Annotated in this window: 7 protein-coding genes; 4 read left to right on the top strand and 3 right to left on the bottom strand. The window is 74.1% G+C overall.

Annotated features, from left to right (window positions below; genetic code table 11):
* Nucleotides 1–111: 111 nt before the first annotated feature.
* Nucleotides 112–4,281: an SDR family NAD(P)-dependent oxidoreductase gene (locus AB0A97_RS39770; protein WP_361160402.1), complete on the top strand. Its 4,170-nt coding sequence runs from the start codon at nucleotides 112–114 to the stop codon at nucleotides 4,279–4,281.
* Nucleotides 4,278–7,496 (top strand): amino acid adenylation domain-containing protein, encoded by a 3,219-nt coding sequence (locus AB0A97_RS39765; protein ID WP_361160398.1) that lies wholly within the window; start codon nucleotides 4,278–4,280, stop codon nucleotides 7,494–7,496. Before AB0A97_RS39770 ends, AB0A97_RS39765 begins: the two co-directional genes overlap by 4 nt.
* A gap of 64 nt (nucleotides 7,497–7,560) precedes the next feature.
* On the opposite strand, the gene AB0A97_RS39760 is transcribed toward AB0A97_RS39765, so the two are convergent.
* Both AB0A97_RS39760 and AB0A97_RS39755 read right to left on the bottom strand, forming a co-directional pair.
* Nucleotides 7,561–8,223 carry a response regulator transcription factor gene (locus tag AB0A97_RS39760; protein ID WP_361160395.1) on the bottom strand — a complete coding sequence of 221 codons (663 nt, stop codon included), beginning with the start codon at nucleotides 8,221–8,223 and terminating at the stop codon, nucleotides 7,561–7,563.
* Complete coding sequence (locus AB0A97_RS39755) at nucleotides 8,208–9,533, bottom strand: histidine kinase (RefSeq protein WP_361160392.1); 1,326 nt, start codon at nucleotides 9,531–9,533, stop codon at nucleotides 8,208–8,210. The genes AB0A97_RS39760 and AB0A97_RS39755 overlap by 16 nt, the downstream gene beginning before the upstream one ends.
* 392 nt (nucleotides 9,534–9,925) lie before the next feature.
* On the opposite strand from AB0A97_RS39755, the gene AB0A97_RS39750 reads away from it, so the two are divergent.
* Nucleotides 9,926–10,381: a hypothetical protein gene (locus AB0A97_RS39750; protein ID WP_361160389.1), complete on the top strand. Its 456-nt coding sequence runs from the start codon at nucleotides 9,926–9,928 to the stop codon at nucleotides 10,379–10,381.
* A 226-nt stretch (nucleotides 10,382–10,607) separates the two neighbouring features.
* Here the strand turns inward: AB0A97_RS39750 and AB0A97_RS39745 are convergent, their stop codons facing one another.
* Entirely contained in the window at nucleotides 10,608–11,375 is a 768-nt protein-coding gene (locus AB0A97_RS39745) for an alpha/beta fold hydrolase (RefSeq protein WP_361160386.1), read from the bottom strand.
* A 265-nt stretch (nucleotides 11,376–11,640) separates the two neighbouring features.
* Here AB0A97_RS39745 and AB0A97_RS39740 point away from each other — a divergent pair, with 265 nt between their 5' ends.
* Nucleotides 11,641–11,964: a hypothetical protein gene (locus tag AB0A97_RS39740; RefSeq protein WP_361160383.1), complete on the top strand. Its 324-nt coding sequence runs from the start codon at nucleotides 11,641–11,643 to the stop codon at nucleotides 11,962–11,964.
* The last annotated feature ends 53 nt before the right edge of the window (nucleotides 11,965–12,017 follow it).

Raw genomic sequence — 12,017 nt, 5'->3', positions numbered from 1 at the left:
ACGTTGGTTTCTGCGCTCACTGGTGGTCCCGTCTCGGAGGAGGTCACCGATCCGTCGTACTGGGTGCGGCATGTGCGTGAGGCGGTCCGCTTCGCAGACGCCACGGAGGCGATGCGGGAGGCTGGCGTACGCACCTTCATCGAGCTCGGCCCGGACGGCGTGCTGTCCGGCATGGGCCCGCAGACCCGCACCGACACCGACAGCGAGATAGATTCGGCTTCCGAGGTGTGGCTGCCACTGCTGCGCCGTGGCCGTGACGAACCGCGCGCCGTGCTGACCACGTTGGCGAAGGCATTCGTCCGCGGCGTCCCGGTCGCCTGGGACGCGCTCTACACCGGCACCGGCGCCCAGCGCGTGGACCTGCCCACTTACGCCTTCCAGCGGCAGCGTTACTGGCTGAGCCCGGCCTCCACAAGCCGCGCCGAGGACCTGGGCCTGGAACGCCCGGGGCACCCCCTGCTGGGTGCGACCGTCGAGCTGCCTGCCTCCGGTGAGGTGGTGCTGACCGGACAGCTGACCCGGTCCACGCAGCCCTGGCTGGGCCAACTGCTGGTGGCCGGGCGTCCGGTCGTAGCCGCCTCGGCGCTGGTGGACATGGTGGTGCGCGCGGCCGACGAGGCCGGCAGCGGCCGCATCGAAGAGCTGCTCGTCGACGCCCCGCTGGTGCTCCCGCAGCGCGGCGGCGTCCGGGTACAGGTGACCGTCGGCACGGCCGACGCCGAGGGACGCCGAGAGATCGCCGTGTTCGCGCGGCGGCCGGAGGGGGAGTGGGCGCGCCACGCCAGCGGCACGCTGGCCCCGGCCGCGGCGGACGACGAGGCCGCCGCGGACGCGGCGTGGAGCGCGCACTGGCCGCCGTCCGGCGCCGTACCGGCCGACGTGCCGGGGCTCTACGACGGGTTGGCGGCCACCGGCCTCGGCTACGGTCCGGCCTTCCAGGGGGTGCGGGCGGCCTGGCGCCGGGGCGAGGAACTGTTCGCCGAGATCGCCCTGCCGCAGGACGTGGCGGTGGACGGGTTCGGCGTGCACCCGGCCCTGCTCGACGCCGCCCTCCACCTGACCTGCCTGGAACAGGCGGAGCAGCACCGGACGGATTCCGAGGGGCCGTTGCTGCCCTTCGCCTGGAGCGGAGTGCGGCTGTACGCGTCCGGCGCCACGACGGCGCGGGTACGGGTGGTGCCGTCCCCGTCCGGCGAGGGCGTGGCGGTGACGCTGGCCGACCCGGTCGGCCGGCCGATCGCCTCGGCGGGCGCGGTGGTCCCGGCACCACTGGCTCCCGGCGCGCTGGAACAGGCCGCCGGGGCGGGCCGAGACGGGTTCTTCCGGGTGCGGTGGTCCCCGGTGGACGAGGTGCCGGAGACCGGGGAGCCGGGGCGCCGGTGGGCGGTCCTCGGCGACGACGGCGGACTGGAGGTGCCCGGCGCGGCGGCGTACCCGGACGTCACCGAGCTGGTCGCCGCGGTGCGGGACGGAGCCCCGGTGCCGGACACGGTGGTGCTGCGCTGCGTGTCCGACAGCGCCCCTGCCGGGGAACCGGACCGCGCCGCCAACCCGGACCGCGCCGCCACCCCGAGCCCCGCCGCCATCCCGAACCCTGCCGCCAACCCGGACCACGCGACAGTGCCCGAGACGGCGCGCGCTGCCACGGTCCGCGTGCTGGAGACCGTCCACGCGTGGCTGGCGGCAGGTGTGCTGGACGGATCACAACTGGTGGTGGTGGTCGAGCGCGGGCTGGACGCGGACGCCGGCACGGACCTGCGGTTGGCGGGCGCCGGAGTCGTCGGACTGGTGCGGACGGCGGCTGCCGAGCATCCGGAGCGGATCGTGCTGGCGGACGTGGCGCGACCGGCCGGCTCCGGCCCTCTGGTGATGGCCGGGGTGGCCCTGGGCGAACCACAGTTCGCGGTGCGCGACGGCCGGCTGCTGGTGCCGCGACTGGTCCGGGCGGCCGGAGAGGAACTGCCGGTGCCGGACGGCCGGGACTGGCGTCTGGCGGCCTGCGGACCCGACGCCGCCGACCCGGTGCGGCCGGTGGGCTGCGAGGTGGAGCGGCAGCCCCTGGCCGCCGGTGAGGTCCGGTTGGCGGTGCACGCGGCCGCGGTGAACCGGCAGGACGTACGGCACGTGCTGGGCGATTCCCCCGAATGGTCGCGACCGCTCGGACGGGAGGGCGCCGGGGTGGTGCTGGAGACCGGACCAGGAGTCACCCGGCCGGCCGTCGGAGAACGGGTGACGGGCCTGTTCCCGGGCGCCTTCGCGGCCACCGCGGTGGCCGATGCGCGGCTGCTGATGCCGGTGCCGGACGGCTGGTCGGCGGCGCAGGCCGCCGCCGCGCCGGTGGCGTTCCTGATCGCGTACCGGCTGCTGACGCAGGCCGCACCGCGCCCCGGGGAGCGGGTGCTGATCCACCCCGCCGCCGGCCCCGAGGGCCTGGCCGCCGTCCAGCTGGCACGCCACCTGGGCGCCGAGGTGTTCGCCACGGCGCCGCCGTCCGCCGCGCCGGTGCTGCACCGGCTCGGCCTGGACGAACAGCACCTGGCGCCGTCCGCGACGGGAGGCTTCGAGGAGGCATTCCGCACCGCGACCGGCGGACACGGGATGGACATCGTGCTCACCTTCCCCTCGACAACCGCGGCCCCGAGCCCGAACCCGACCCCGAGCCCCGCCCCGGCCCTGAACCCGGACACAGCGGCGGCGGACGCGGCGCTGCGACTGCTGCGCTCCGGCGGCCGGTCGTTGTCGGCAGACGGCGCCGAACCGGACGGCCAGTGCCCTGAGGAGCTCGAATTCCACCTCGCTGAGCTGGCCGGGCTGTTCGAGAAGGGAGCGCTGCGGCCCCTGCCGGTGGCCTGCCGCGACGTTCGCCAGGCCGCACAGGTCTTCCGGACGCAGGCCCCGGAGGCGTCCACGGTGGCCAAGACGGTACTGACGCTGCCGCCCGCCGCGGCGGGCAGACCTGGCACGGTGCTGGTGACCGGCGCCTCGGGGGCGCTCGGCGGCCTGACGGCACGGCACCTGGCCCGTACCGGCCGGGCCGAGCGGCTGCTGCTTACCTCACGGCGGGGCGCGGGCGCCCCCGGAATGCCGCGCCTGGCCGCCGAACTGGCCGCCGCCGGACGCCCGGTCCAGGTCCTGGCCTGCGACGTCGCGGACCGCCGACAGCTCTCCGCCGTGCTGGCCGGGGTGCCGGCCGCGGCGCCGCTGACCGGGGTGGTGCACACCGCGGGCGTGCTGGACGACGGTGTGCTCGCCTCGCTCACCCCGGAGCGTGTCGAGCAGGTGATGCGGCCCAAGGTGGACGCCGCCTGGCACCTGCACGACCTGACCCGCCATCTCGACCTGGACACCTTCGTCCTGTTCTCCTCCGTGGCCGGTGTGCTGGGCACCCCCGGCCAGGCCAACTACGCGGCCGGCAACGCCTTCCTGGACGCGCTGGCCGCCCACCGTCGCCACCACGGCCTGCCCGCCGTATCGCTGGCGTGGGGACCGTGGGAGGACGGGATGGCCGGACAGCTCACCGACGCCGGACGACAGCGGATGTCCCGCCAGGGACTGCGGCCACTGCCCGCGGCCGACGGTCTCGCGCTGTTCGACGCCGCCCTCGGCAGGTCGGACGCGCTGCTGGTCACGACCCGGCTGGACCTGGCTGCGCTGCGCCGCACCGCGAGTGCCGTACCGGCCCTGGTCACCGGCCTGGTCCGGCCCGGCCGGCGCACCGCGGGAGGGCCGGGGCAGGACGCCGGCCGGAAGCTGGCCAACGAGCTGGCCGCGCTGCCGCCCGAGCAGTTCCACCACGCCGTCATGAACCTGGTGCGTACCCAGGCGGCGCTGGTGCTCGGACGGCCGGGACCGCAGTCCATCGAACCCGCCCGGTACTTCCGCCAGCTCGGCTTCGACTCGCTGACCGCGGTCGAATTCCGTAACCGCGTCAGCGGCGCGCTCGGCCTGCGGCTGCCGGCCGCGGTCGTCTTCGACTACCCCACGCCGCAGGAGCTGGCGGAGTACCTCCAGGAGCGGATCGCCGAGCAGGAGATCGACTACGGGCCGGTGCTCGGCGAGCTGGACCGGCTCAGGTCGCTGCTCACCGGGATCGTCCGACGGGGCGGCCGCAAGGCGGAGATCATGAGCCGTTTCGAGACCATCATGGAGGAGTTCCGCGGCGCCGAGACGGACCACGGCTCCTCCGACACGGACATCACCGAGGCGACGGACGACGAGATGTTCGACCTCATCGACAAGGAGCTGGGGATCGTGCCGGGCACCGACGGAGGAGCGGCGTGAACAACTTCGCGCAGGATCACACGCCCGGGGCGGCGGGCGGCGGGGCACCCGCCTTCGGCACGGCGGAGACCGCCGTCTCCCCGGCCGAGGAGACGCTGTGGCGGCTGGAGTCGTCGGCGCCGGACACCCCGGTGAACAACGTCTCGGTGGCCTTCGCCGTCGCCGGGCACGTCGACGCCGAACGGCTCCGCGCTGCGCTGGCCGCCGTGGCGGAACGCCACCAGGCACTGCGCACCGCCTACCGCGGCGCAGGCTCCCGGCTGGTCAAACGAGTGCTGGCGGCGGCCGAGTGCCCGCTGCCGGTGGCGGAGACGGAGCTGCCCGGCGAACCCACCCCCGCCGACCTCGCACCGGTGACCGCCGCCCCCTTCCCGCTGGACGGCACCCCACCCGTACGGGCGGCGCTGTTCCGCTCCCCGGACACCGACGTCGTCTGCGTCACCGCGCACCGGCTCATCCTGGACGAGATCTCCGGCCCGCTGCTGCGCGACCACCTGGCCGCCGCCTACGAGCAGCGCGCCACGGAGGGCACCGCAACAGCGGGAACCGCGCAGACCGGCCCGGTGCCCGCCCCGGACGCCGCGGCGCCGAACCCGCAGAGCCTGGCCTTCTGGCGGGCGGAGCTGGCCGGCGCGAGCACCGACAGCCTGGAGCTGTCCTGCACCGCCCCTGACCCGGACCGGCCGACCCTGGCCGCCGCACAGCTCGATCGCACCCTCCCCCCGCCCGCCGCGGCCGGCCTCCGCCGGCTCGCCGACGACCTCGGTGTCCCACAGTCCGCGATCCTGCTGGCCGCCTACTACGTGCTGCTGGAGGCCCACGGCGCCGGCCCCGACCTGCTGGTCGGCCTCCCCATCGACCTCCGCCCCGTACACGCCGCCCACGCGCTCGGCCGGCACACCGGCCAGGTGCCGCTGCGGCTGCGGACCGAGCACAAGGAGAGCGTCCGCGACCTGGTGCTGCGCAGCGCCGAACGGCTGGCCGCCGCCACCGCCCACGCCGCGGCGGCCGAGGCGGCGCAGTCCGGCCTGCTGCCCCCGGCCGCCCCCGGCCGCCTCCCGCTGCCCTTCCGGCACACCTTCGAGTTCCGTACGGGCACCAGCCCGGTCGCCTTCACCTTCGGCGGCCTGGCCGCCCGGCCCTTCCCCGCCACCAGCGGCACCGCCCGCTTCGACCTGGACCTGACGGCGACGGCCCCGCAGGACACGCACGGCGCCACCGCACTGCGCCTGCGCTACCGCACCGAGCTGTTCGACCCCGCGCTGGCCGAACTCCTGCTGGCCCGCTACGAGACGGTGCTGCGCGCGTTCACCGCCGACCCGGACCGCGCCGTCGGCGACGTGTCCTGGTGGAGCGGACGGGACCACGAAATCATCGGCGCGGCCAACGACACCGCGGGCCCCGTCGAGCCGGCCACCGTCCTGGACGCCGTACGCCTTCAGGTCCGGCGCGCGCCCGCCGCGGCGGCCGTCGTGGACGGTGAACGCACCGTCGAATACCGGCAGTTGTGGAACGCCGCACACGCCATGGCCACCCGCCTGAAGGACACCGGGGTACGGCCGGGGGACGTGGTGGCGATCGCCCTGCCACGCGGCGCCGAACTGGTCGCGGCAGTCCTGGGCACCTGGCTGGCGGGCGCGGCGTACGTGCCGGTGGACGCGGCCCACCCGCGCGAGCGGATCCGCCACCAGCTCTCCGACTCCGCCGCCACGGTGCTGGTGGCCGACGAGCACACCGCCGCCCTGGCCGGCCCCGACGGGCCCGCGGTGCTGCACGCGCCGCCGGCGGACCACGCCCCGCAGACACCGGCCCCCGACGCTCCGGTGGCGGACCCCGCCGCCTGCGCCTACCTGATGTACACCTCAGGATCCACCGGGCGTCCGAAGGGGACACTGGTCGGCCACGCAGCCCTGGCCAACCTGGCCGCGCACTTCGCCGCCCAGTTGGCCGCGGCGCCCGGCGACACCATGCTGTGGACGACGACCTTCGCCTTCGACATGTCCGGGGTGGAACTGTTCGTGCCGCTGGTCTCCGGCGGCCGGGTGGTGGCGGCCCCGGACCGGGCCAGGAGCGACGGCCGGGTACTGCGCGAACTGCTGGAGCGACACGACGTACGCTTCGTCCAGGCGACCCCGACGACCTGGCGGCTGGTCGTCGACCGGGCGGCGGACTGCCTGCGCGGCCGCAGCGTCCTGATCGGCGGGGAGCCGGTGCCGCTCCCGCTGGCCCGGCGACTGCTGGCGGCCAGGTGCGAGCTGCACCACGCCTACGGCCCCACCGAGACGACCATCTGGTCGACCTCCCGCGTGATCGCGCAGGACCCCGGCGCCCGGCTGGACGTGGGCCGCCCGATCCGCAACACCCGTGTCCACGTGAGCGACGCCCACGGCCGTGACCTGCCGGTGGGCGTCCGGGGAGAGCTGTGCATCTCCGGAACGGGCGTCGCACTGGGCTACCACGGCCGGCCGGAGCTGGACGCGGAGCGCTTCGGCGTCCACCCCGAGCACGGCCGCTTCTACCGCACCGGCGATGTGGCCTGCTGGCGGGCGGACGGTCTGCTCGACCTGTTCGGCCGGAGCGACCGGCAGGTCAAACTCCGCGGCAACCGCATCGAGCTGGGCGAGATCGAGGCGACGCTGACGGCCCACCCGCAGGTCGCCGCCGCCGCGGTGATCATGGTCGGCGACCCGAGCGGCGACGGCGTACTCATCGGCTGCCTGGAGCCGTCCGGCGACACACTGGACACCGCCGACGTCCACGAGCACGCCCGCGCCCGGCTGTCCCGCTCGATGCTCCCCGGCGACCTCGTCACCGTCGATCCGCTGCCGGTCAACGGCAACGGCAAGGTGGACCACCGGGAACTGGAGCGGATCGTCACCGCCCGCCGCACGCACCGCACAGCAACGAGCCCCTCCGGCACCGGCGCTCCGGACGCCGCCGACCGGCCGGGGACGGCGGCCGGCGTGGACGCCCTGACGGACCAGTTGGTGCAGGTGTGGCGCACCGTCCTGCGGCGTGAGGACGCCGACGCGGACACCGACTTCTTCGCCGCCGGCGGCCACTCCATGCTGGCCGCCGTGGCGATGCAGGAGTTCCAGAACCTCAGCGGCCGCTCGCTGGGCCTCTCCGAGATCTTCGAGCAGTCCACCCCGCGGCAGTTGGCCGCCCGCATCCGCGCGACGGACACGGCAGCCGAGGGCGCGCCGCAGACATGACCGAGCCCGGGCGGCCGGTGCGGCCGGCGCCGCATCGCCCGCCCGGGCCGCCCCACCGCCGAGATCACTCCTCGCTGCGGCTGGTCGCCTCCAGGTAGGCCAGAACGGCGCGGACCCTGCGGTTGGTGTCGTCGTCGTTGACCAGACCCAGCTTGGCGAAGATCGTGGTGGTGTACTTGCTGATGGCGCCCTCGCTCAAGAACAGCCGCCCGGCGATGGCCGCGTTGGACAGCCCCTCGGCCATCAGCTCCAGCACTGAGCGCTCGCGCTCGGTGAGGGCGGCGAGCGGATCGGCCCGGGTGGGCCGGGCCAGCAGCTTGGAGACGACCGTGGGATCCAACGCGGTGCCGCCGCCCGCGACCCGGGTCAGGGCGTCCAGGAACTGGTCTGCGTCCAGTACCCGGTCCTTGAGCTGGTAGCCGATGCCGCCGTACCCGTCGGCCAGCAACTCCCGCGCGTACAACTGCTCGACGTGCTGGGAGAGGATCAGCACCGGCAACCCGGGCACGGCGCGGCGGGCGGCGAGTGCGGCCTGCAGCCCCTCGTCGGAGAAGGTCGGCGGCAGCCGGACGTCCACGATCGCGACGTCCGGCCGGTGTTCGAGCAGTGCGTCCAAGGTGGCGGGCCCGGATTCGACGGCGGCGACCACGGTGTGCCCGTACGCCTCGACGAGCTGCACCATCCCGTTCCTGAGCAGGAAGAGATCCTCGGCTACGACAATTCGCACGGCACCGCCACAGTGATACGGGTAGGCCCTCCGGCCGGACTGTCGATCTCCAGACGACCGCCGAACGCGTGCATACGGCGTTCGATGCCGCTCAGCCCGGAGCCGCCGGCGGGATCGGCCCCACCGACCCCGTCGTCCTTCACGGTCGCGGTCAGCGTCCGCGTGGCATAACTGAGTTCCACCGTGACGCGCTCCGCCCCGGCGTGCTTGGCCACGTTCGCCAGCAGTTCCGCGACGGCGAAGTAGACCGCCGACTCCACCGGGCGCTCCGGCCGGGAGGGCACCCGGGTGAGCACGTCCACGGCGACGGCGGCGTCCAGCGCGAGCGCCTGGACGGCGTCCACCAGACCGCGTTCGGCGAGCACCGGGGGGTTGATCCCGCGGACCAAGGTGCGCAGTTCGGCCAGGGCGGTGGCGGAGGTGGCCCGGGCCTCGGCCAGCACCGCCTTGGCGGCATCCGGGTTGGAGTCCACCAACTGCTCGGCGGCGCCCATCGACATGCCCATCGCGACCATCCGGGCCTGGGCCCCGTCGTGCAGGCCGCGCTCGATCCGCTCCAGTTCCGCGGCCTGAGCCTGCGTCAGATCAGCCCGGATGGCCTCCAGCTCCTCCACCCGCCGGCTCAGCCGGGTGCGGGGGACCGGGCCCAGCAGGCGGGTCGCCATCGGCCGCAGGATCCGCCAGGCGAAGGGGGCGGCGGCCAGGCCCGCCACGATCAGGGCGACGCCGTAGCCGACGAGGGCCGGGGTCACCGCCATGTAGATGCCGTAACCGAGGGCGAGCAGCGGCAGGGCGGAGACCGGCAGCACGGTCACCGAGGCGACCACCGCCCACAGCCCGTCCCAGTGCAGTTGCGGGTCGTGGAAGCGGGCGTGCACCGCGGCCCGTCGGCGGGCCTCCCGCTCGGTCTTGTGGTACTCCTCCCCGTCCCACCAGAATCCGGTGGCCATACGGGTCACCGGCGGGACCGCGCGGTAGCGCACCTCGTGCCGTACCTCCAGCCAGTCCGCGGCGCACCGGCGGGCGGCCCTGGCCAGGGCACGGCTGGTCAGCGGGTAGACGACGAACAGGGCCGCGGCGATCCAGAAGGCCACCGCCAGCCCCTGCCCGAGGGTGGCCAGCACCCGCACGGCGAGCGGCGCCTCCAGACCGGCGGTCCAGGAGCCGGCCAGCCGGGCGCCGCCGATCCCGACGGGCACCGCGACGAGCGGCATCACGCAGGTGAGCCCGACCAGCACCACGGACCGGTACAGCCCGAGGCCGACCTCGGCACACCAACGCAGCGGGCCGCCTCCCGGAGGTATCCTCATCGTCTCGTTCCCTTCACCACGGCGATCATAATGTCAGCCGGGAGCGGACCCCTGACCGATACCGCCGACGGTACGCAGAGCACACCGGAGCCGGAATCCCGCTACGCCCCGCCACCGGTGGGGCTAGCCCCACCGCGCCCGGCAGCCGTGTCACGAGCATCCCGCACAGCCCGCCACCGATGCCGCCGCCCGCCCTTCCGAAGCGGCTGAACACCGCAGTCCGGGGACGGTGCGGCGATGTCTGTCCGCGGTGGCGCACGGTGAGGACGCGCCGTACGGCTGGGCCCCTCCCGACGGTGGGGCTGGCCCCACCCAGCCGTACGCTCAGGCCCATACCGCCTCTTCCGGCAACTCCATAGCGTGGAGAACACCTTGAGACGGAGGAGAACGACATGGCGGACAGCACCGCGATCACGACGGCCCCTGAGACTTACGAGGACCCCCGCGTCCAGGACACCTTCAAGACGGTGCACAAGTTCATCGGGCTGTACGGCGTGATCAGCGTCATCGTGCTCGGTACGGTGGCCGCCATGGCCATCACGGGGAACGAGGCCAGCTCCTTCATGTGGATCCGGGGGGCCATCCTGCTGCTCGTCTGGCCGCTCTTCCACCGGATGGCCACCCGCTCGGCACAGGGGGACGCCCGCCAGTACGACCGGCTGGCCACGGTGACCGTGATCCTGCCGATCGCGATCATCGTCGTCGACCTGATCCCCGGGCTCTGCCCGGCCTGGTACGCCGCGATGCAGGGCGTCTCCGCCCTGGCCCTGGTCGGCGCCGCGGTGCTCACCCGCGGGGCCGCGGTGCGCGGCGTCTTCCCCAAGCTGGCCAAGAAGAAGAAGGCCTGACGACCGGCCCTCCGCGACGGTCCCGGCCCGGCCGGGACCAGGAGCGGACGGGCACGCGGACGGCAGCACGTCCGCACACCGGGCAGGGCCGGGTGCATCCCCCGTTGCATCCGGCCCTGTCCGTTGCCCGCGACGGCGGACCGCCGCACCACGAAGGCCCCGCGACCACCCGCTTCGACGGGAGGTGCGGGGCCTTCGTGCTGCGGCACCGGGCACGGAACGCCGGTCAGCCGACGCCGCGTACGCCTTCCTGCCGGAAGTGCTCCTTCAGGACCTGCATGACCTCCGCACTGCGCTCGCTGATGAAGAAGTGGCCGCCGGCGAACACCCGCAGATCGCAGCCGCCCCGGGTGTGCCGGTCCCACGCCTTCGCCTCGTCCAGCGTGGTCTTGGGATCGTTGTCCCCGGTCAGCACGGTGATCGGGGTGTCCACGACGGCGTCGGGCCCGCACCGGTACACCTCGATCGCCCGGTAGTCGGCGCGCAGTGCGGGCAGCGCGGCCCGCATCATCTCCTCGTCGTCCAGCAGGGCGGCGGCGGTGCCGCTGAGCCGGCGCACCTCCGCCATGATCGCCTCGTCGCTGGTGAACGTGGTCTCGTCCCGGTGCGTGCCGGGCGCGCGCCGCCCGGAGGCGAGCAGCCGCACCGGGGGCCGGCCGTCGGCCTCCAGGCGGCGGGCCAGTTCGAAGCCGATGACGGCGCCCATGCTGTGGCCGAAGAGGGTGAGCGGGAGGTCGGGCTGGCGCCGCAGTACCTGGTGGATACGGTCGACGAGCACCGACAGGTCGTCGACGGGCGCCTCCGCGCGGCGGTCCTGCCGACCGGGGTACTGGATCGCGACGACGTCGACGTCCGGGCTCAGCGCTGCCGCCACCGGCAGGAAGAAAGGCGCGGACCCACCTGCGTGCGGAAGGCACACCAGCCGGGCGGTCGGCTTATCGGCAGGGTGAAAACGCCTGCACCACAGTTCGTCTCCGGGCGAAGGCTGGGTCATGCCGCTCCTGAAGGTAGTCATGCCGAATCGTCAAGTGAGATGAAAACGTAGCCACTTGCCGGAGCGCCTGCAAGGCGTCCGATCACGGACACGCACCCGGCGCCGAAGGTACCCGGTCAACTGTGGGAAAAGCACGGTTGAACGGCGAAGACGGCCGCACCGCGATGGTATTTGTATAAAGGAGGGAACGTGGCCGCCTGTTGTGTCGTCCCGATGACCCCGGTTACTGTTCCGCATTACGTGGCGACATTGAGAGGTGACGTACATGGGGCACAAATTCTCCCTGGTCCTGAGTCGCGAGATCACGGACGAGGAGGGGGAACTTCTGAAGGAAGCGGGTTTCTCCGGCGCGAGTTTCGCGACCGACACGCTTCCCACCGACGCCGAGGTCACCGTGACGAAGGTCGACTTCGACGACACGGTCACGCCCACGCTGGCCGAGGCGATCGAATCCGCCCTGGAGGCGGTGAAGAAGGTCCCTGACCTCACCGTGCCCGGCCTCACCGTGCCGGCCGTTCCGCAGCCCCCCGCCGCCGAGGACGGGGACGTGGTGGTCGGCGAGGTGGTCAAGGAGCCCGTCGGCAAGTAGAAGGCCCAGCACGAGACAAGGGCGCCCATGAGGGCGGGCACGGGCCGCCGCCC

Source organism: Streptomyces sp. NPDC045470, assembly GCF_040646595.1.
Lineage (GTDB): Bacteria > Actinomycetota > Actinomycetes > Streptomycetales > Streptomycetaceae > Streptomyces.
The sequence above is the reverse complement of the archived record's forward strand: the minus strand, read 5'-3'. Positions and strand labels throughout refer to the sequence as shown.